Source organism: Pseudomonas sp. PA1(2017) (assembly GCF_001945375.1).
Lineage (GTDB): Bacteria > Pseudomonadota > Gammaproteobacteria > Pseudomonadales > Pseudomonadaceae > Aquipseudomonas.
On sequence record NZ_MSXU01000001.1, the window covers coordinates 359256 to 380946 of the forward strand.

Annotated in this window: 15 protein-coding genes; 8 read left to right on the plus strand and 7 right to left on the minus strand. The window is 64.7% G+C overall.

The annotated features are described in order from the left end of the window. Positions 1 to 292: 292 nt before the first annotated feature. From BVH01_RS01640 to BVH01_RS01660, 5 genes are all read left to right on the plus strand, one after another. Positions 293 to 973: a TIGR00153 family protein gene (locus tag BVH01_RS01640; protein WP_075928665.1), complete on the plus strand. Its 681-nt coding sequence runs from the start codon at positions 293 to 295 to the stop codon at positions 971 to 973. A 38-nt stretch (positions 974 to 1011) separates the two neighbouring features. Further along, positions 1012 to 2277 carry an inorganic phosphate transporter gene (locus tag BVH01_RS01645; RefSeq protein ID WP_075928666.1) on the plus strand — a complete coding sequence of 422 codons (1266 nt, stop codon included), beginning with the start codon at positions 1012 to 1014 and terminating at the stop codon, positions 2275 to 2277. Between the two features lie 226 nt (positions 2278 to 2503). Beyond that, positions 2504 to 3652 carry an acetylornithine deacetylase gene (argE, locus tag BVH01_RS01650; protein ID WP_075928667.1) on the plus strand — a complete coding sequence of 383 codons (1149 nt, stop codon included), beginning with the start codon at positions 2504 to 2506 and terminating at the stop codon, positions 3650 to 3652. A gap of 118 nt (positions 3653 to 3770) precedes the next feature. After that, positions 3771 to 5069 carry an amino-acid N-acetyltransferase gene (gene argA / locus BVH01_RS01655; protein WP_075928668.1) on the plus strand — a complete coding sequence of 433 codons (1299 nt, stop codon included), beginning with the start codon at positions 3771 to 3773 and terminating at the stop codon, positions 5067 to 5069. A 165-nt stretch (positions 5070 to 5234) separates the two neighbouring features. Further along, on the plus strand, positions 5235 to 6470 hold the full coding sequence (locus BVH01_RS01660) for a M20/M25/M40 family metallo-hydrolase (protein ID WP_075928669.1): 1236 nt from the start codon (positions 5235 to 5237) through the stop codon (positions 6468 to 6470). Positions 6471 to 6669: 199 nt separating this feature from the next. Here the strand turns inward: BVH01_RS01660 and trmA are convergent, their stop codons facing one another. Together trmA and BVH01_RS01670 are read right to left on the minus strand one after the other, a co-directional pair. Further along, entirely contained in the window at positions 6670 to 7764 is a 1095-nt protein-coding gene (gene trmA, locus BVH01_RS01665; protein WP_075928670.1) for a tRNA (uridine(54)-C5)-methyltransferase TrmA, read from the minus strand. Positions 7765 to 7999: 235 nt separating this feature from the next. Beyond that, entirely contained in the window at positions 8000 to 9289 is a 1290-nt protein-coding gene (locus BVH01_RS01670) for an NCS2 family permease (RefSeq protein ID WP_075928671.1), read from the minus strand. A 258-nt stretch (positions 9290 to 9547) separates the two neighbouring features. Between BVH01_RS01670 and BVH01_RS01675 the strand changes: the two genes are divergently transcribed. From BVH01_RS01675 to BVH01_RS01685, 3 genes are read left to right on the plus strand one after another with little or no spacing between them, the layout of a single operon-like run. Further along, positions 9548 to 11239: a molecular chaperone HscC gene (locus tag BVH01_RS01675; protein ID WP_075928672.1), complete on the plus strand. Its 1692-nt coding sequence runs from the start codon at positions 9548 to 9550 to the stop codon at positions 11237 to 11239. Positions 11240 to 11244: 5 nt separating this feature from the next. Continuing rightward, positions 11245 to 12768 carry a J domain-containing protein gene (locus tag BVH01_RS24780; protein ID WP_177344591.1) on the plus strand — a complete coding sequence of 508 codons (1524 nt, stop codon included), beginning with the start codon at positions 11245 to 11247 and terminating at the stop codon, positions 12766 to 12768. Then, positions 12765 to 14474, plus strand: a complete 1710-nt coding sequence (locus BVH01_RS01685; protein WP_139317758.1) for a J domain-containing protein — start codon at positions 12765 to 12767, stop codon at positions 14472 to 14474. The genes BVH01_RS24780 and BVH01_RS01685 overlap by 4 nt, the downstream gene beginning before the upstream one ends. Before the next feature lie 65 nt (positions 14475 to 14539). On the opposite strand, the gene BVH01_RS01690 is transcribed toward BVH01_RS01685, so the two are convergent. From BVH01_RS01690 to BVH01_RS01710, 5 genes are all read right to left on the minus strand, one after another. Further along, complete coding sequence (locus BVH01_RS01690; RefSeq protein WP_075928675.1) at positions 14540 to 15781, minus strand: MFS transporter; 1242 nt, start codon at positions 15779 to 15781, stop codon at positions 14540 to 14542. Between the two features lie 360 nt (positions 15782 to 16141). Beyond that, complete coding sequence (locus BVH01_RS01695) at positions 16142 to 16435, minus strand: hypothetical protein (RefSeq protein ID WP_073262661.1); 294 nt, start codon at positions 16433 to 16435, stop codon at positions 16142 to 16144. 110 nt (positions 16436 to 16545) lie between these two features. Continuing rightward, positions 16546 to 18675 carry an ATP-binding protein gene (locus tag BVH01_RS01700; RefSeq protein WP_083659404.1) on the minus strand — a complete coding sequence of 710 codons (2130 nt, stop codon included), beginning with the start codon at positions 18673 to 18675 and terminating at the stop codon, positions 16546 to 16548. 68 nt (positions 18676 to 18743) lie between these two features. Further along, positions 18744 to 21134 (minus strand): hybrid sensor histidine kinase/response regulator, encoded by a 2391-nt coding sequence (locus BVH01_RS01705; protein ID WP_075928676.1) that lies wholly within the window; start codon positions 21132 to 21134, stop codon positions 18744 to 18746. Positions 21135 to 21195: 61 nt separating this feature from the next. Then, positions 21196 to 21678 carry a response regulator gene (locus BVH01_RS01710; RefSeq protein WP_075928677.1) on the minus strand — a complete coding sequence of 161 codons (483 nt, stop codon included), beginning with the start codon at positions 21676 to 21678 and terminating at the stop codon, positions 21196 to 21198. Positions 21679 to 21691: the final 13 nt, after the last annotated feature.

Sequence of the window (21691 nt, forward strand, 5' to 3'; positions counted from 1 at the left end):
GCTCGGTGAAGCGGCGACGGCGGCGGGGGTTGCACGGTGCGAGGCGTTGCTTCGCACGTTAGGCCGTACAGGGTAGAGGAAAAGCGCGGCGGATGCAGGTCGGCGAGTGTCGCGAACGCTTGCGTGTAAGATGATTGAAATATTCATGTCGCTATTTTCCTCGAAGTTAATCGTATTTTCGTGGGAAATGAGTGACGAAATACAACTTTATGACCAATAGATGACACGCGCTGGCTTGGCCCGGATGTCATCCGTATACTTGCCGCCTCTTTGACAGACAGGGGTCACCCCCATGCCAAGCAATCCGTTCATCAGCAGCCTGTTCGGCCGCTCACCGATCGGGCCGATGCAGCAGCATATCGCCAAGGCTCACGAATGCGCCGCCAATCTGGTGCCATTCTTCGAGGCGGTGATGGCCGAAGACTGGGCGCGTGTCGAGCAGGTTCAACAGGCCATGGTGCGCCTGGAGAACGAGGCCGACAAGCTCAAGAAGAACGTGCGTATGCACCTGCCCAAGAGCCTGTTCCTGCCGGTGCCACGTTCCGATCTGCTTGAACTGCTGAGCACCCAGGACAAGGTCGCCAACCGGGCCAAGGATATCGCCGGGTTGATGCTGGGCCGTTCCATGACCATCCCTACCGACCTACAGCCGCTGATGCTGGCTTACGTGCAGCGGTGCGTGGACGCCAGTGCCCAGGCACTCAAGGCGATGAAGGAGCTGGATTCGCTGCTCGAGGCCGGTTTCGCCGGTCGTGAGGCCACCCTGGTCGAGCGTATGGTCGAAGAGCTCGAGGAAATCGAGCGCGAAACCGACCGCCAGCAGATCGAGGTGCGCCGCACCTTGTTCAAACTGGAAAAGGATCTTCCCGCAGTCGATGTGATGTTCCTCTATCGGATCATCGACTGGGTCGGAGACATTGCCGATCGCGCCGAGCGCGTGGGCAACCGACTGGAACAACTGCTGGCGCGCTGAGCCGCCAGCATCCTTTCTGGGTTTACAGGTAATTCTCTATGTCTCTTGTCGCGGACTACGGTTTCGTACTCCTCGTGATGGCCTGCTGCTTTGGTTTGTTCATGGCGTGGGGCGTTGGTGCCAACGATGTTTCCAATGCCATGGGCACTTCGGTCGGTGCCAAGGCGCTGACCATCAAGCAGGCGATCCTGATCGCCATGGTCTTCGAATTCTGCGGTGCCTATCTGGCCGGTGGCCAGGTTACCGAAACCATCAAGAACGGCATCGTCGATGCCTCGGTGATTCCCGCCGACATGTTCGTGCTGGGCATGATGGCCTCGTTGCTGTCGGCCGGTACCTGGCTGCTGATCGCCTCGATCCGCGGCTGGCCGGTGTCGACCACGCACTCGATCGTCGGTGCGATCATCGGCTTCGCGTCGGTCAGCGTGTCGGTCGATGCGGTGAACTGGGGCGGCCTGGTGCCGATCGTCTCGAGCTGGGTGGTGACCCCGTTCATTTCCGGTCTGCTGGCCTTCGGTCTGTTCATGAGCGTGCAATGGCTGATCTTCGACACCGAGGACCCATTTCGTAACGCCAAGCGCTGGGTGCCGGTTTACATGTTCCTGACCGGCTTCATGCTGGCGCTGATGACCTTCACCAAGGGCCTCAAGCACGTCGGCCTGAACTTCACCACTGGCCAGAGCATCATGCTGTCGGCCGGTGTCGGCCTGCTGGTCGCTGGCCTGGGCATCCTGCTGCTGCGCCGCATCAAGCTGGACGAGGAAGCCGACAAGGACTTCCACTTCGCCAGTGTCGAGAAAGTCTTCGCCGTACTGATGATCTTCACTGCCTGTTCCATGGCCTTCGCCCACGGCGCCAGTGACGTCTCCAACGCCGTTGGCCCGCTGGCCGCGGTGGTCGGGGTGATCGAAGCCGGTGGCGACATGACCATCGGCGGGCAGTCCTCGGTGCCCGGCTGGGTGCTGCTGATGGGCGCCGTGGGTATCGTCATCGGCCTGGCCACCTACGGCTGGAAAGTGATCGCCACCATTGGCAAGAAAATCACCGAGCTGACCCCGAGTCGCGGTTTCGCCGCCGAGCTGGCCACTGCAGCCACCGTGGTCGCCGCTTCTGGCATCGGCCTGCCGATCTCCACCACCCATACGCTGGTCGGTGCGGTACTGGGCATCGGCATGGCGCGGGGCATCGGCGCGCTCAACCTGGCGGTGGTCGGGCGGATCTTCACCTCCTGGGTGGTGACCCTGCCAATTGGCGCAGCGCTGGCGATCATTTATCTCGAAATCTTCATGCTGATCTTTCTGTGACCGTCTGACGGTCTGCTGCGCGGCCGTCGATGAGCAGAGGCCTTTGGTAGGAGGGGCCGGGGCGGCGATCCGCTTTAGCCCCGAGCTTTTTGTAACCCGATGAAAAGCTCGTGGCTAAAGCCGCTCCTACCCGATTGTCGGCCCTGAAAAACAGCGATTCTCTATTGGCGGTTCTCGCGGGCAACGCTTCACTCTATGATGAGGCGACCGACCCGAGAGAGCCGCCATGTCATTTCTCCCCCTCAAGGATCGCTTCGCGGCGCTGATCGCCGTGCCATCGGTCAGTTGCACCCAGCCCGCCCTGGATCAATCCAACCAGCCGGTCATCGACCTCCTGGCCAACTGGCTGGGCGAGCTGGGTTTCGCCTGTGAAAAACAGCAGGTCGAGCCGGGCAAGTTCAACCTGATCGCCACCTACGGCAGCGGCCCTGGCGGCCTGGTGCTGGCTGGACACAGCGACACCGTGCCGTTCGACGAGGCCCTGTGGCAGAGCGACCCGCTCAAACTCACCGACACCGGTGATCGCTGGGTCGGCCTCGGTGTGTGCGACATGAAGGGGTTCTTCGCGCTGATCATCGAGGCGGTGCAGACGCTGCTCGACCAGCCGTTCAAGCAACCGCTGATCATCCTCGCCACCTGCGACGAGGAAAGCTCGATGTCCGGCGCCCGGGCGCTGGCCGAGGCCGGGCGGCCGTTGGGGCGCGCCGCGGTGATCGGCGAGCCCACCGGGCTGAAGCCGATTCGCCTGCACAAGGGCGTGATGATGGAGCGTATCGACATCCTCGGGCAAAGCGGCCACTCCTCCAATCCGGCCCTGGGCCGCAGCGCTCTGGATGCCATGCACGAGGTGATGGGCGAGCTGATGCAACTGCGCCGTCAGTGGCAGCAGGAGTACCGCAACCCGCAGTTCAGCGTGCCGCAGCCGACCCTCAATTTCGGTTGCATCCATGGCGGCGATAACCCCAACCGCATCTGTGGCCAATGTTCCCTGGAGTTCGACCTGCGCCCGTTGCCGGGCATGCAGCCCGAAGCGCTGCGTGCAGCGATTCGCCAGAAGCTGCAGCCGCTGGCCGAGCGCCACGAAGTGAGCATCGACTTCGCGCCGCTGTTTCCCGCCGTGCCGCCCTACGAACAGCCCGCCGACGCCGAACTGGTGCGCCTGGCCGAACGGCTGACCGGGCATACCGCCCAGGCGGTGGCCTTCGGCACCGAAGCGCCGTATTTGCAGCAGCTGGGCTGCGAAACCCTGGTGCTCGGCCCTGGTGACATCGACTGCGCTCACCAGCCGGGCGAGTACCTGGACACCGACCGCCTGATCCCCACGGTGCAGCTGCTGCGTCAACTGATTCAGCATTACTGCCTGAGCCCGCGCTGACATGAGGAGCATTTCGCTGATGCCATTGCGACGACGATAACGCACCGCCTCTGCCTGCGAGGCCAGCTGCCTTGCACCCATCGTTGCTTCTTTCGTTCTCCCAAGGGTTTCGCTGCACATGTACGACTACGTCAACTGGCTTCGCCACGCATCGCCTTACATCAACGCCCACCGGGATTGCACCTTCGTGGTCATGCTGCCGGGCGAGGGCGTGGCCCATCCGAATTTCGGCAATATCGTCCACGACCTGGTGCTCCTGCACAGCCTCGGCGTGCGCCTGGTGCTGGTACACGGCTCGCGCCCGCAGATCGAGGCGCGCCTGGAAAGTCGCGGGCAAACGCCGGTCTACCACCGCGGCCTGCGGGTGACCGACGGCGCCACCCTGGAGTGCGTGATCGACGCCGTCGGCCAGCTGCGCATCGCCATCGAGGCGCGGCTGTCGATGGATATCGCCGCCTCGCCGATGCAGGGCTCGCGGCTGCGGGTCAGTAGCGGTAATTACGTCACCGCACGGCCGATCGGCGTGCTCGATGGCGTCGACTACCACCACACCGGCGAAGTACGGCGCATCGACCGCAAGGGCATCAACCGCCAGCTCGACGAGCGCAATATCGTGCTGCTCTCGCCGCTCGGTTATTCGCCCACTGGCGAGATCTTCAACCTGGCCTGCGAAGACGTGGCCATGCGCGCGGCCACCGACCTTGCTGCCGACAAGCTGATCCTGTTCAGCAGCCAGCAGGGCCTGCTCGACGAGGACGGCAAGCTGATTCGCGAGCTGCGCCCGCAGCAGGTGCCGGCCCACGTGCAGCGCCTGGGCAACGATTACCAGGGCGAGCTGCTGGATGCCGCTGCCCAGGCGTGTCGCGGTGGCGTCAAGCGCAGCCATATCGTCAGCTATACCGGCGACGGTTCGCTGCTCACCGAACTGTTCACCCGCGACGGTGGCGGCACCCTGGTCGACCCCGAACAGTTCGAGTCGCTGCGCGAAGCCGATATCAACGATGTCGGCGGGCTGATCGACTTGATTACGCCGTTGGAGGAGCAAGGCATCCTGGTGCGCCGTTCGCGGGAAGTGCTGGAGCGCGAGATCGGCCAGTTCAGCATCGTCGAGCGCGACGGCATGATCATCGCCTGTGCGGCGCTCTACCCGATCGCCGATTCGACTTCTGGCGAACTGGCGTGCCTGGCGGTCAATCCGGAATATCGCCATGGCGGCCGTGGTGACGAGCTGCTCGAGCGCATCGAAGAACGCGCCCGCGCCAAGGGCATCAATACCCTGTTCGTGCTCACCACGCGCACCGCCCACTGGTTCCGCGAGCGCGGCTTCGAGCCCAGCAGCGTCGACCGTCTGCCGGCGGCGCGTGCCTCGCTGTACAACTTCCAGCGCAATTCGAAGATCTTCGAGAAGAGCATCTGATCCTCAGCCAGCCTCGAGCGCGGCGCCACCCGGGATGAACCCCATCCAGGGTGGCGCCGAGTGCGGCAATCCAGCGGCGCAGTGACGTTGATCGATGCCATCGGGTGGCGCGGCGGCCCATCTTGGTCAAGGCTGCAAGGACACTCTCTCGATAAAGGACTGCGCATGCCCATCCGACGCTCACCTATCACCGCCGCACTCGCGCTCTCGTTCCTGTCGTTTTCCGTCCTCGCTGCCGACCTGGCGCCCGAGGCGCTACTCAAGAAAGCCCAGGCCGAACAGAAGCCTTACCTGGCCACCGTCGAACAGCTGGTCAACGTCGACACCGGCACCGGTCAGGAACCGGGCCTTAAAACCGTCAGCGCCCTGCTGGTCGAACGACTCGAGGCGCTCGGCGCCGAGGTCAAGACCAGCCCGGCCAGCCCGTCTGCGGGCGACAACATCGTCGGTACGTTCAAGGGCACCGGCAGTAAATCCTTCCTGCTGATGGTTCACTACGACACCGTGTTCCTGCCGGGCACCGCCGCCAAACGGCCGTTCAAGGTCGAGGGCGAGCGCGCCTATGGCCCTGGCGTGGCGGATGCCAAGGGTGGCGTGGCGATGATCCTGCACTCGCTGAAGCTCCTGCAGGACGACAAGTTCGATGGCTTCGGTACGCTCACCGTACTGTTCAACCCGGACGAGGAAACCGGCTCCGCCGGCTCGAAAACCATCATCGCCGAACTGGCCCGCCAGCATGACTACGTGTTCTCGTACGAGCCGCCAGACAAGGACGCCGTGACCGTCGCCACCAACGGCATCAACGGCGTGATGCTCGAGGTCAAGGGCAAGTCCTCCCATGCGGGCTCGGCGCCAGAGGCCGGGCGCAACGCCGCCATGGAACTGGCGCACCAGATGTTGCAGCTCAAGGACCTGGGCGATCCGGCCAAGGGCACCACGGTCAACTGGACGATGGTCAAGGCCGGTGAAAAGCGCAACATCATTCCCTCAAGCGCCTCGGCCGAGGCCGACATGCGCTACTCGGACCTGAGCGAGAGTGACCGCGTGCTGGCCGATGCGCAGCGCCTGGTGCAGAAAAAGCTGATCGACGACACCGAGGTCACGGTGCGTCTCGAGAAGGGGCGCCCGCCGCTGGCCAGGAATGCCGCGTCCGAGCGACTGGCCAAGCAGGCCCAGGGGCTTTATGCCAGGATCGATCGCACCATTGAGCCGATCGCCATGCGCTTCGGCACCGATGCCGGCTACGCCTACGCCCCGGGCAGCGACAAGCCGGCGGTGCTGGAGACCATGGGCGTGGTGGGCGCCGGCCTGCATGCCGATGACGAGTACATCGAGCTGTCGAGCATCGCGCCGCGGCTCTACCTCACGGTGGCGTTGATTCGCCAGCTATCGGCGCAGTAGCGTGGCGGCAGCGCGAGCCTGGCTCGCGCTGCATCTTGAGCCGTAGGGTCGGTACGAAAAGTTTCCGAGCGAAGTCAGGCGAGGCAAAAATCGGTGAGGCACGGACTGGGCTCGCATTCGAGTTTACGAGCTGTAAATGAGCAGGCCGACGCGATTTTTAACGAAGCATCACCGAGCGCAGGTACTTTTCCTGCAGAGCCTAGCGGCGCACCAGCAGCACGCCCGACTCCATGTGATGGGTATAGGGGAACTGGTCGAACAGCGCGCAGCGCTCGATACGGTGGGTGTCGTGCAGCTGGGCGATGTTCTGCGCCAGGGTTTCCGGGTTGCAGGAAATGTACAGGATGCGCTCGAAGCGACGGGTCAGCTCGCACGTGTCCGGGTCCATGCCGGCGCGCGGCGGGTCGACGAATACGCTGCCAAAGTCGTAGCTCTTCAGGTCGACATCGGCCAGGCGACGGAACGGGCGCACATCATTGAGCGCTTCGGTCAGTTCCTCGGCGGACAGGCGCACCAGGGTGACGTTGTCGATCTGGTTGTCGGCCAGGTTGGCCAGGGCGGCGTTGACCGAGGTCTTGCTGATCTCGGTGGCCAGCACCTTGCGCACGCGAGTGGCCAGCGGCAGGGTGAAGTTGCCGTTACCGCAATACAGCTCCAGTAGGTCGTCGTCGCGCTGGCCCAGTACGTCGTAGGCCCAACCGAGCATCTTCTGGCACACCTCGCCATTGGGCTGGGTGAAGGCGCCCTCCGGCTGGCGATAGCGGAAGCGGCGACCGGCGACCTGCAGCTCCTCTTCCACGTAAGGGCGGCCGACCACGATGCGCTTGCCCTTCGAGCGGCCGACCAGGCTCACCTGCAACTCCTCGGCGAGCAGCGTGGCGGCGGCTTCCCAGGCGTCATCGAGCGGACGGTGGTAGCACAGGGTAATCAGCGCATCGCCGGTCAGGGTAGTCAGGAACTCGACCTGGAACAGCTTGAAGCCCAGCGCCGGGCTGGCCTGCCAGGCGGCCTTGAGACGCGGCATCAGTTCGTTGATGCGCAGGCTGGCGATAGGGAAGTCTTCGAAAAAGATCGGGCTGTGTTTGTCGCCGGCCTCGAACATCGCGTAGTGACGGTTTTCGCTGCCGGCCTCGCGCCACAGGCGGAATTCGGTACGCAGGCGGTAGTACTCGCGCGGCGACTCGAACACCTCGGGCTCAGGCGCGGCGAACGGCGCGAGCAGTTCGACCAGGCGGGCCTTCTTCTCGGCGAGTTGGGCGTCGTAGGCGGCGGGGTCGAATGCGGGACGGCTCATCGGTCACTCGTGCGGCAGGAAAACGGGGCGCTATTGTAGCGATTCCGCTGCCGGCGTGCCGGTGTCGTCGATCATTGGTGGGGCGGGGAGCGACCAAGAGGGGGCTGGTGCAGATTGATCGTCAACACGACGTAGCCTGTGGTTGAGCGAAGCGATACCCAGGATTACCCATGGGCACACGCTGATCGAGGCCTACCCGGGTATCGCTTCGCTCAACCCGGGCTACCAAGAGCGTTTAGAACAACGCCAGCTTGATCACACAGAAAATGGCCAGCGCGACCAGCATGCCATTGAGTTCGCGGAACCGCCCGGCCAGGGTCTTGGCGGCGACCCAGGTAATGAAGCCGAAGGCGATGCCGGTGGCGATGGAGTAGGTCAGCGGCATGGCCAGGGCGGTGACCACCACTGGCGCGGCGACGGTGATGTCGCTCCACTCGATCTCGGCCATGCCCGAGGCCATCAGCACGGCCACGAACAGCAGCGCCGGGGCGGTGGCGAAGGCTGGAACGCTGCCGGCCAGCGGCGCGAAGAACAGCGCGAACAGGAACAATACGGCGACCACGATGGCGGTCAGGCCAGTGCGCCCGCCGGCGCTGACGCCTGCCGCCGACTCGATGTAGCTGGTGGTGGTGCTGGTGCCCAGCAGCGAGCCGCCCAATGCCGCGGTGCTGTCGGCGATCAGCGCACGGCCCATCTTCGGCAGGTGGCCGTCCTTGCGCATCAGGCCGGCTTTCTTGGCCACGGCGATCAGGGTGCCGGAGTTGTCGAACAGGTCGACGAACAGAAACGCGAAGATCACGCTGATCAGGCCCACATCCAGTGCGCCGGCGATATCCAGCTGCATGAAGGTCGGTGCCAGGGAAGGCGGCATCGACACCACGCCGCCGAACTCGCTAATCCCGAGCAGAATGCTCAGGCCGGTGACCACCAGGATGCTGATCAGCACGGCGCCGGTGATGCGCAGCGCCTCCATGCCGATGATCAGGAAGAAGCCAAGGATCGCCAGCAACGCGGCGGGCGAGCCCAGATCGCCGAGGCCGACCATGGTCGCCGGGTTGGCGGCGACGATGCCGGCGTTCTGCAGGGCGATCAGCGCCAGGAACAGGCCGATGCCGGCGGCGATCGCCGAGCGCAGCTCCAGCGGAATGCTGTTGATGATCCATTCGCGGATCTTGAAGATCGACAGCAGGAAGAACAGGCACGCCGACAGGAACACCGCACCCAGCGCGACTTGCCAGGTGTGGCCCATGCCCATCACCACGGTGTAGGTGAAGAAAGCGTTGAGGCCCATGCCCGGCGCCAGAGCGATCGGGTAATTGGCGATCAGGCCCATCACTGCGGAACCGAAGGCGGCCGCCAGGCAGGTGGCGACGAATACCGCGCCCTTGTCCATGCCGGTTTCGCCGAGGATGCTCGGGTTCACGAACAGGATGTAGGCCATGGTCAGGAAGGTGGTGACCCCCGCGAGTATTTCGGTGCGCACATTGGTGTTGTGTGCGTTGAGTTGGAACAGTCTTTCCAGCATGCGGAGCTCCGATGGCAGCGAACGCGCGTTTGAAGTATGCAGAGCGCAAGCAAAGCACTTCACGTGCCATATCGCGTTGCCGATCCACGAAAGCGCGGCATCATAGCAGCCCGCCCCAGGCCTCGGCAGCCGTCTCTGTCGGCAAGTTGGCAAAGCGCGGGAAACCTCCTTTACCCAGGCTTGTCAGAGCGCTCTAATATCGCCCGCCCGGCGCATCACGCGCCGCTGGCCGGCACGCACAGGGAGGCTGCAACGCACATGATCATCGGCATCGACCTCGGCACTACCAACAGTCTGGTATCGGTATGGGACGGCGAGGCGGCGCGGCTGGTGCCCAATGCCCTGGGCCGCCTGCTGACGCCCAGCGTGGTCGGCCTCGACGACCATGACCAACTGGTGGTCGGCGACATTGCCCGCGAGCGCCTGCAGACCCACCCGCACCTTACCGCCGCCCTGTTCAAACGGCACATGGGCAGCGCCCAGAGCACCCGCCTGGGGTCGCGTTCATTTCGCCCGGAAGAACTGTCCGCGCTGGTGCTGCGCAGCCTCAAGGAAGACGTCGAGCGCGCCTACGGGCAGCCTGTCAGTGAGGCGGTGATCAGCGTGCCGGCGTATTTCAGCGACGCCCAGCGCAAGGCCACGCGCATCGCTGGCGAACTGGCGGGGCTGAAAGTCGAAAAGCTGATCAACGAACCCACCGCTGCAGCCCTGGCCTACGGCCTGCACCAGAAGGGCGAGGCGACCTTTCTGGTCTTCGACCTGGGCGGCGGCACCTTCGACGTGTCGGTGCTGGAGCTGTTCGACGGCATCATGGAAGTGCGCGCCAGTGCCGGCGACAACTTCCTCGGTGGCGAGGACTTCGATGATGTTCTGGTCGCCCACTTCCTCGCTGCCATGGGTGGCCAGGGCTTGCCCGATCACCAGCAGCCAGCGATTCATCAGCGCCTGCGCCGCGAGGCTCAGCGCGTGCGTCACGCCCTTGGGCAACAGCCCGAAGCGGTGTTTCAGCTGCGCGTAGAGGGTCGCGAATGGACGCTGCCGCTGAGCCAGGACAAGCTGCTGAGCATCAGCGAACCGCTGCTCGAACGCCTGCGCGCGCCCATCGAACGGGCCCTGCGCGATGCGCGCATCAAGGTTGCCGACCTCGACGAAGTGCTGCTGGTCGGCGGTACCACGCGCATGCCGCTGGTGCGCAAGCTGGTGGCCAGCCTGTTCGGGCGCTTCCCGGCCATGCACCTGAACCCCGACGAAGTGATCGCCCAGGGCGCCGCCATCCAGGCCGCGCTCAAGGCCCGCGATGCCACGCTCGAAGAAGTGGTGCTCACCGACGTCTGCCCCTACAGCCTGGGCGTGGAGATTTCCAAACAGGTGGGCACGCAGCAGCAGAGCGGCCATTACCTGCCGATCATCGAGCGCAACTGCGTAGTGCCGGTCAGCCGGGTGCAGAGCGTGTATACCCTGCATGACGGGCAGAAGCAGGTCAGCGTGCGCATCTTCCAGGGCGAAAGCCGGCTGGTGGCCAACAACATCTTTCTCGGTGAGCTGGACGTGGCCGTGCCGGCGCGGCCCGCTGGCGAAGTCTCGCTGGACATCCGCTTCACCTACGACATCAACGGCCTGCTCGAAGCCCAGGTGGACACGCCGCTGACCGGCGAAAGCCATCGTCTGGTGATCGAGAACAACCCCGGTGTGCTCAGCCCCGAGGAAATCGCCGAGCGCTTCGCCGCCCTGCAGGCGCTCAAGGTCCACCCGCGCGATCAGCAGGTCAACAGCGCCCTGATGGCGCGCATGGAGCGCTTGTATCAGGAGTGCCTGGGTGACCTGCGTGAGCACGTCGGGCAGCTGGCCGCGCATTTCGCCAGCATTCTGGAGCGCCAGGACGAGCGGGAAATTCGCGAGGCCCGTGGTGAAGTGGCCGCGCGCCTGGATGCTATCGAACAAGGGTATTGATCAGTATGAATGCCTGGACGCTGCTTGGCCTGGACGCCGACGCCGATACCCGCAGCATCAAGCGCCGCTATGCGCAGTTGCTCAAACAGCATCGCCCTGACGAGGACGCCGACGCCTTCCAGCGCCTGCGCGAAGCCTACGAGCAAGCCTTGGCCCATGCCGCCGCCCAGGATCGGTCGCGGGAGGACGGCACCGACCAATGGCAGGCGCTCGCGTCGGTAGTGCAGGACGAACCTGCTGTGGTGGCCGCCACCGAAGAGCCACCGCATGCGCGCATCGAACAATTACTGCAAGCCAGCGCATCACTGGATGCCGCCCTGCAGCAGGCCCGTGAGCAGGGGCTGGAAACCGATCTGCAGCGTCATCTGCTGGCCCGCTGCGCCACGCTTGACGAAGAGGGGCTGAACATCCTGCGCTGGGGCATGCAGCGCTTGCAGTGGCTCTCACCCTGGCAAGCCGACTACCTGCCGCGCAGCCACTCGGACGCCCTGGCCGAGCGCCTGTTGGCGCTGGAGCTGGAAACCCTGCAGCATCGCTTGCAGGCCGGTGAGGAGCGCGCTGTCGTGGACGCCGCCACCGCGCTGCTGGCCAGCGACTGGCTGCAGTCGTTCGACCGCCGCCAGCAGTTGCAGGACGGCGTGCTCTGGATGCTCGAGGTCACCGATCACTGGTCGGGTGGGTTGTTCGAACGCCTGTGCCGGCTGTTCGGCTGGAACGAGGACACCGGTGAGCTGCCGTGCTCCGTCGAGCGCTGGAACTGGCTGTGCTGGCGCTGCGAGCGTCACGCCGTGGGCCAGCGCCTGTTGCAGCAGCTGAAACTGGACTGGCCGTTACGCACCGAGGAGCGCGCCGCCTGGCTGCTGCTCAAGTCCATGGGCGAGCGTGAGGCGCGGCAGCTGGTCGACCGCTTCGACGCTGAAGACTGGCAGGCCTGCGACGCGCTGGAGCACCTGCTCACCGAGCGCTACCCCGAGTTGCCGGAGCAGCTCGGCCTGCAGATCGACGAGGACTGGCGGCGCTGGCAACCGCGCCAGTGGACGGTGCCTGCCACCGTCTACGCCTGGTTGCTGCTGTTCACCGCCATGTTCGCCACCTCGCTGCAGGATGCGCAAATGTCGGTGTACCTGGAGCGTTCGGGCGGTTATCTCGGCCTGGGACTCAAGGACCTGCTGATCAGTGTCGGGGTGGTCGCCTGGATGGTGATGCTCGCGCGCGGCTGGAGCCGGCTGGCCCGTTACCTGACGCGCCTCGACGTGCCCTTGAGCCGGCTGCTGTTGCCCGCCGCCTGGCGTGACCGTGGCGCCGGCATGCTGGTGCTGCGCCACGGCCTGCCGGCTGCGTTCTTCGCGATGATCGTCGCTGCGTTCGCGCCGAATCTGGCTTCCGGCTGGGTCGCCTTCGGCATTGCCTGGGCGCTCGAGGTGCTGTTCCTCGGCCTGGTGGGTGGCCGTCGCTCGCCCTGGCCGCGCTGGTCGATGTGGCGCACCGGCGCCTTCAAGGTCGACTACAGCAAGAAGGCCGAGTGGTGAACCCCTGGGAACTGCTCGGCCTGGACACCGAGGCCGATACCCGCACCATCAAGCGCCGCTACGCGCAGCTGCTCAAGCAAACGCGGCCTGACGAAGACCCCGAGGCCTTCCAGCGGCTGCGCGAGGCCTATGAGTGGGCGTTGGATTGGGCGCAGCGTTTTCAGAATGTAGAAGCACCTGCTGCTTTAGATGAGCCTTTTACGCCAGCGCCGATCGACGATGCACAGCACCTGACCGCACGGTTGACGGAAACCCAGCAACGTCAGCTCGACGAGCAGGCGTGGGTCGTCAGTCTGTTGGACAGCTGCGCTTCGCTTGATGACGCGCTGCTCCAGGCTCGGGAGGCCGGGCAGGCCAGAGCATTCGAATTGGAATTGCTGCGCCGCGCTCAGCTGCCCGGCGACCAGGCTGATGAAATCCTGCGCTGGGCCATGACGCAGCTGAGCTGGTTAACGCCGTGGCAGGCCGATTATCTGCCGATGCCGACGATGAACGCCCTGGCCGAGCGCCTGCTGAGTGCCGAATTGTGGCAATGGCATTCGCAATTGGAGGCTGGGCAGGAACAGGCGGTTCTCGAGTCAGTCAGGCAGTTGAAGAAGCAGCCCTGGGTGCAGCCATTCGATCGCAGCAGTTATCTGCAGCAAGGCGTGCTGGCCTTGCTTGAAAGTAACCTTGGCTGGTCACCGAACTTCTTCGATGAAATTTGCCGTCTGTTCGACTGGGACGAGGCATGTGGTCAGTTGCCCTGTGACGACGAACGTTGGGATGAGCTTTGTTTGCGCCTCGGCGCCATGGCGCTGCGCGCCGAGTTGCGGCAGTCGCTGAACGAAGAGCAGCCGGCCTCGCCAGCGTCGCGTGCTGTCTGGTTTTTACTCAAACCGATGCGTGAAGGCGAGCGCCGCAAGTTGGTGGACGGCTTCGATGATGTCGACTGGCAAGCCTGCGAAGAGCTGGCTTGGCGCGTCGAGCATCATGACGACCTGCTGAACGACTTTGGTTTGGCTTATCTGCCTCGGTGGCGGGACTGGCGCCCGGGCAATGGCTGGGTGCAGCTGTATCCGGTCTTCTGGTTGTATCTGTGCCTGGTGATGTTCGTACTGAGCAGCCCATCCGAAAGCACGAAGGACCTTGCCGTTACGGTGGTTGCGGTGGCGGCCCTCGGCACGGCGTTATTGCTCGTGTTCCGCTTGTTTATCAAACTCTGGAACAGACTGGCCAGGTGGTGCGTAGTTTTCGATATGGGCATCAGTCTGCGCTTGATACCGCCGCGTTGGGTGCGCGGTGGCAGCGGCCTGCTGTTTTTGAGGCATATTGTGCCCAGCGTGGCCTTCGCGGCCCTGACCGCTCACTGGGCGGGCAGCCCCATCGCGTCCACAGTGCTGGCGCTGACGACGTTCATCCTGAGCGTGCAGTTCGTCGATGTTGCCTCGCGGGGTGGTGCCCCGGCTGCGTGGCTGATTCGCGGCTGGCGGTTATTGGCATCGCTAGACAAGCTGATTCTGGGCTGGGGGATCTGTGCTGCCATCATGATACCGTTGTTCATGATGTCATCGTTGACCCTCGGTCCCAGGCCTGAAGAACAACAGCCACCGCCCAAACCGCCAGTTGAAAGTTACACAGAGTGCCAACGACCCACCGATAGGAATCGTGCGGAGTGTGCCCGCGCTATGAAAAGGGCTCTTGAAGCTCAGCGCCTCTTGGATTAGATGCACTTGTAACGATATGGACGCACAGAAGAAACCTAGACGTGTGAGAGCCGTTCTAGGTTTCGCTAGGACGCTTTCTCATCCCCCACCAACGGATCCCGAATCCGGTCGCGGCTCGACAGCGCCGGGAACAGCTTGATCCACAGCAGGCTGATGCCGATGGCGCCGAAGCCGCCGATCAGTACGGCCGGTACGGTGCCGAACCAGGCGGCGCTGACGCCGGCGCGGAAGTCGCCAAGCTGGTTGGAGGCGCCGATGAACAGGCTGTTCACCGCGCCGACCCGGCCGCGCATGTCATCGGGCGTCTGCAGTTGCACGAAGGCGCCGCGGATCACCATGCTGACCATGTCGGCGGCGCCGAGCAGCACCAGGGTTGCCAGGCTGAACCACAGCGAGGTGGATAGCCCGAAGCCGATGGTCGCCACACCGAAGATCGCCACCGAGCCGAGAATCACCGGGCCGACGCGCCGCTCGATGGGATGGCGCGCCAGGTAGATCGACATCAGCAATGCGCCCACCGCCGGCGCCGAGCGCAGCAGGCCCAGGCCCCAGGGGCCGGTGAGCAGGATGTCCTTGGCGAACACCGGCAGCAGCGCGGTGGCACCGCCGAGCAGTACGGCGAACATGTCCATGGAGATGGCACCGAACACTTCCGGGCGGCTGCGGATGAAGCGGAAGCCGGCCAGCAGCGATTCCACCGAGATCTTCTGCTTCAGCGGCTTCTGCTGAGACGGCAGGCTGAGCATCATGCCCACGGCGATCAGGTACAGCACCAGCGCCGGGCCATACACCCAGGCCGGCGCCACGGCGTAGAGCACGCCGCCCAGAGCGGGGGAGACGATGGTCGCGGTCTGCATCGCCGAGCTGGAGGCCGCCACGGCGGCGGGGAACAGGCCCGGCGGCACGATGTTGGGGAGCAGGGCCTGGGTGGTGGGCATCTCGAAAGCCCGCGCGGTGCCCATCATGAAGGCGATGACGAAGATCATCTCGCGGGTCAGGCTGCTCGTGCTGCTGCCGATCAACAGGGTGATGGCGACCATGGCCTGGCCGCACTGGCACAGCGCGGCGACCTTGCGGCGGTCGAAGCGGTCGGCGACGTGACCGGTCAGCAGGATGAAAAGGATCTTGGGCAGAAATTCGACGAGGCCGACCAGGCCCAGGTCGAGCACGTTGCCGGTGAGGCTGTACATCTGCCAGCCAATGGCCACGGTGAGCATCTGGAAACCGCTGGCAGTGAACACACGTGCCAGCCAGAAGCGGATGAAAGGCGTGTGATGACGCAGTAGCAACTGACCATGGACGGACATTGGAGTACTTAGGCGGCTAACGACGGCCGCTCAGCCTAGCACGTCCGCTGTAACATTTGGATGCAAGATGTCTGATGACTTCAGATCAGCAGCGCTGCACGTGCCGTGGTGCTTAGAAGCTGTTCATGCTCCTTCAGCCCAGGTTCGTCGACTTTGGTGGTTAAGTGGCGGGAGCCGTCGTTATCCGATCCATTGTGGGAGCCGCGACCTCGCGGCGAATCGCTCAGGCACCGCCGAAATAGGCAGTCAGGCTGCAATCGTTTCGCCCCGAGGTCGGGGCTCCCACAGGTTGGTTTGAGTGTCTGCTCCTGCCTTGCAGCAGCCTCTTTGATGTCGCCTAAAAAGATCGTGAGCAGGTTCTTAGTGGATCAGCCCGCTAAGCAGCCACAGGCCCAGCAATAGCCAGATCAGGCCACCGATCACCGAGCCGCGCATGAACGAGCGCACCGCGCTGTAGAGCAGAATCAGCCCCAGCAGCAACACAGCGATGCTGAGCAGCGATGGGGTAACCCCCAGAGCGCCGGACAGACCGTCGATAAAGCTGGCGACCGCGCCGCCGAGCATGCCGAACACGCCGCTCAGGGCGTCGACGATAAAGCGGATGAACGAGCCAAACGCCTCGCCCAGGGATTCGAAAAAGCCTTCTACGCGCATGTAGGGATTCCTGAAAAACGGAAAGGGCGACAAGCGCCAGGGTGCTGACTATTGAGCCGCGGCCTCGATGCGGAGTTCCCGGCTTCTGCGCCGCAGGCGCTTGCGGTCGGTCAATCGCCGAGCATGGTCTTGAGCTTGCCGGCCAGCGCCTCGAAGGAGAACGGCTTGGCGATCATGTCCATATCATTGCCCAGGTAGCCGTCGCGTATTTCGGCGCCCTCGGCATAGCCAGTGGCGAACAGCACTTTGAGGCCCGGCTGGCGCTGCCGGGCGGCGTCGGCGAGCTGGCGGCCGTTCATGCCGGGTAGGCCGACATCGGTGAGCAGCAGGTCGAGCGGCGCGTACTGTTCCAGCAGACCCAGGGCGCTTTGCGCGTCGCTGGCCTGGATCAGGCTGTAGCCGAGTTCTTCGAGCACCTCGACCATCAGCATGCGCACCACCTTGTCGTCTTCCACCACCAGGATGCGCTCGCCGGTACCGCGCGGCGCTTCGGGCGTGGTGCTGTGGGGCAGCTCGGCTGGCGCCACGGGCAGGCGTGGCAGGTAGAGGTTCAGGGTGGTGCCGCGGCCGACCTGGCTTTCCAGATGCAGGTAGCCGCCGGTCTGCTTGACGAAGCCGTAGACCATTGAAAGCCCCAGGCCGGTGCCCTGGCCGATGGGTTTGGTGGTGAAGAACGGCTCGAAGGCGTGGCGGATGATTTCCACGGGCATGCCGCAACCGCTATCGCTGACCGACAGCAACAGGTAGTCGCCGGCTGGTACCTGGTGGTTCTGCGCCTCAAGTTCGCCGAGCTGGGTGTTGCGGGTTTCGATGTGCAGCGTGCCGCCGTTAGGCATGGCGTCGCGCGCGTTGATGGCCAGGTTGATCAGCGCGTTTTCCAACTGGTGGCCATCGCTGCGGGTTGGCCACAGGTCTTCGGCCAACCGGGTTTCCAGGCTGATCTGCTCGCCCAGGGTACGCACCAGCAACTCCTCTAGGGCGCGCACCAGCTCGTTAACCAGGACCGGGCGCATGTCCAGCGACTGGCGGCGGGCAAACGCCAGCAGGCGGTGAGTCAGCGAGGCGCCGCGCTTGGCCGAGGCGATGGCGGCGTCGACGAAGCGCGCCAACTGCGGGTGTTCGTCGCCCGGCAGCTTGCGCTGGATCAGCTCCAGGCTGCCGAGAATGCCGGCCAACAGGTTGTTGAAGTCATGGGCGATGCCGCCGGTTAGCTGGCCGATGGCTTCCATTTTCTGCGCCTGGCGCAGCTGCTCCTCGGCCTGCACCCGCTGCAGTACGGCTTCGCTGACCCGCTCTTCGAGGGTCTGGGTCAGCTGGCGCAGTGCCAGTTCGGTGCGTTTGCGCTCGTCGATGTCCATCAATACACCGGGAAAGCGCAGCGGCGTGCCATCGGGCGCCATCTCGCAGCGGCCGTTAGCCTCGATCCAGCGGTAGCTGCCATCGGCCTGCAGCACCCGGTACTCGGCGCGGTAGCTGCCGCCGGTCGCGATGGTGTGTTCGATCATCGCGCGTACCCGCGGCCGATCCTGCGGGTGGATGGCCAGGGTGACGCGATCCAGCGCCATGCCGCTGGCAGCTTGCTGCGGGTCGGCAGCGAAGGCGCGGGCGAAGCGCTCGTCGCCGGTCACTCGATCATTGGGGATGTCCCACACCCAGGTGCCGAGCACGGCACCGGCGTTGAGCGCCAGCTCGATGCGTTCGTTGGCGCTGCGCAGCTCCGCTTCGGCCTTGCTGCGTTGCTCGATAGCGACGATCTGATTGGTGGTCTCGACCACGATGCACATCATGCCGTGGGAATGCCCGGTGTTGTCGAGCAGCGGGTTGTAATAGAGGTTCATCCAGGCATCTTCCTGTTGGCCGGGGCGGCGCAACGGCAGGTAGAGGTTCTCCTGGCACATCGAGCGGCCATTCAGGCCCATGCTGATCACGTGGCGGTTCCACTCGGCGATCTCCGGCCAGGCGTCCTCGGCCGGCAGGCCGAAGATGCCCGGATGACGCTGGCCGGCGAACGCTGCGTAGGCGTCGTTGTAGATCAGCACGCCACGGGCGCCGCACAGCAGCACGATGGGCGTCGGCGAGGAGAGGATCAGCCGCGTGGTGCTGATCAGTACTTCCGGCCACCCTTCGATGGAGCCCAGGGGCGTGGCTGCCCAGTCAAAGCGGCGGATGAGCTCGACCGTGTCGCCGGATTGGCCGGCGAACAGGCAGGGTTGCGGTGGCGTGTTCTGCGTCACGGACATCGATCGGGTGCCTATCCTGCGGTCTGGCCGCGACTGCAGCCCGCTGGCGGGCTGCAGAGTGAGTGGGGTCAGGTGGGTTTGCCGCTGGCGAAGGCGTGCTGCAGTTTTTCCGCCAGTTCGTCGCTGCGATAGGGCTTCTGCACGATGAAGGCTTCGTCGGCATCCAGCCCGCCCAGCTCCGCGTAACCGGTGACGAACACCACCGGCAGTTCCGGGTAGCGGCGGCGCACTGCCTGGGCCAGTTCGGCGCCATTCATGCCGGGCATGGCGAAATCGGCGAGCAGCAGGTCGATGTCGTCATCGAGCTTGGCCAGGGCATCGGGGCCGCTATGGGCCTCGCGCACCTGATAGCCGAGTGCGTCCAGCGTCAGGGCGGTGACCTCGCGTACCCGCGGGTCATCGTCGACCAGCAGGATGGTGCGCTGGTCGCCGGGCTCGGCGATCGGCAGCGGCTGGCTGGGCATCTGTACCTCGGCCTGCACCACGTTGCGCAGGCCTGGCAGATAGACCTTGACCGTGGTGCCGACGCCCATCTTGGTGAGAATGCGCGCGCCGCCACCGGACTGCTTGGCGAACCCGAATACCTGAGCCAGGCCGAGGCCCGAGCCTTTGCCGATTTCCTTGGTGGTGAAGAACGGCTCGAAGGCCTTGGCCAGCACCGCCTCGCTCATGCCACTACCGGAGTCCCGTACCGCAAGCACGACATAATCGCCGGGCTCCGGGTCCTCGGGGCGTCGCGGGATTTCGCTGATCACCTCGTTGCTGGTGCTCAGGTGCAAGGTACCACCCACGCCCATGGCGTCGCGGGCATTGATCGCCAGGTTGAGGATGATCAGTTCGATCTGCGTCGGGTCGACCCGGGCATGCCACAGATCCGGCTCGGTGGCGGTCTCGATCAGCACGCTGCCGCCCAGGGTGCTTTTCAGCAGTTCGAGCATGCCCTGCACGGTTTCACCAAGGTTGACCGCCTCCGGCACCAGGCGCTGGCGCCGCGAGAAGGCCAGCAGCTGGCCGGTCAGCTTGGCACCACGCTCGCCGGCATCGGTGATGTTCTGCAGGCGGCCGCGGGCCTTGTCCAGGTTGCCCTTTTCCAGGTCGCGGATCAGGAAGCTGGTACTGGTCAGCACCACGGTCAGCAGGTTGTTGAAGTCGTGGGCGACGCCGGCGGTGAGCTGACCGACTGCTTCCAGGCGCTGCATCTGCTGCAGGGTCGCTTCGACGCGTTCGCGCTCGGCGATCTGCTCGCGCAACTGCTGGTTGGTGGCGGCCAGTTCTTCGACAACTGCGCGCTCGTGGGTGATGTCACGCACCGTGGCGTAGAGCAGGTCGTCGTCGCGCACCACGATCCAAGACAGCCAGTGGTAGTCGCCACTGGCGTGGCGCATGCGGTTGACGAAGCGTACCGAGACGTTGCCCGAGGTCACGCGCTCGATGTGCGAGCGGGTGTCCTGCTGATCGTCGCTGTGCACCAGTTCCCAGAGCGGGCCCTGGGTGAGCTGCTGGCGAGTCCAGCCAAGGGTCTGCTCCCAGGCCGGGTTGAGGGCGCTGGGGCGCATGTCGAAACGCAGCACGGCGAGCAGGTCGCGGGACAGCTCCCAGTTGCGATCGCGCTCGCGGGTGCGTTTCTCGACGCGCTCGCCGAGCACGTCGTTGAGGCGCAGCAAGGCTTCGTTGGCCTGTTTCTGTTCGGTGATGTCGTGCAGTACACCGAGGAAACGGGTGCACTGCCCATCGTCGAAGAACGCCTGGCCACGAGCGGAAATCCAGCGTTTGCTGCCATTGCTCAGGGGCAGGCGGAATTCGGCCTGGAACTCGTTGCCACTGTCGGTGGCCAGTGCCTCGTTGACCCGCTGACGCAGCTGCGCGCGATCATCGGGGTGGCAGCGGCCGAGAAACAGGGCCATGTCGACGTCGGCGCCCGTCTCCAGTTCGTACAGCGCGCGGCAGCGTTCGTCCCAGATCAGCGTATCGGTGGCCGGCACGTAATCCCACATGCCCATGCGCGCCGCACCGATGGCCAGCCGCGCACGGGCTTCGACGGCCTGCAGGGTGTCTTCCACGCGGCGCCGTTCTTCTCGCTCGTTGACCTCGGCCATGGCGCGGTCGATGGCCTTGGGCAGGAACGGTAGGTTCTGCTTGAGCACATAGTCGACGGCGCCCAGGCGCATCATCTCCACCGCATGCTCTTCGCCGAACATGCCGGACAAGAAGATGAACGGCGTCTGCGGGGCCAGGCGGCGGGCCACCTCCAGCGCCTGGGCGCCGGAGGAGCCGGGCAACAGGTAATCGGAGAGGATCAGGTCGAAGCGCTCTTTCTCCAGCGCGCGTTCGGCGGCCTCGTGGTCATAGACCAGGGTACTGTCGACCGCCAGACCATTGCGTTCCAGTGCGAGCAGGGCCAGTTCCGCGTCATGCGGGCTGTCTTCGATGAACAGGAGTTTGATAGGCACAAGCGGCATGGAAAGGTCGTCGATTACGGTCTGTGGTTAGGCCAGGGAATCACGCATGGGGTGCGGGCGATCAGTTTTCATCGGCTTGCTCGTCATCCTTGGCACGTCGCTGCAGGCGCAAGGAACCGGGAGGCGGCTCGTTGAGCACTGCCCAGAACACGCCCAGATCGGAAATGGCCGAGACGAAAGCCTTGAATTCGACTGGTTTGACCACGTAGGCGTTCACGTTCAATTCGTAGGCGCGCTGCAGATCCGGGCCTTCGCGCGACGAGGTCAGCATGACGATCGGAATACTGCGCAATTCGGGCGAGTCGCGCACCACCTTGAGTACTTCCAGGCCGTCGACCTTGGGTAACTTGAGGTCGAGCATCATGATCGCCGGGTTACCGGGCAGGCGATCTGCATGGGCGCCACGGCGAAACAGATAATCCAGCGCTTCGGCACCGTCGCGCATGACGATCACGTCGTTGGCCAGCTGACTACGCTCCAGAGCGATCAGGGTCAGTTCCAGATCGTGGGGATTATCTTCGACCAGCAGTATCGGTTTTAGCATTCATGTCCTCGAC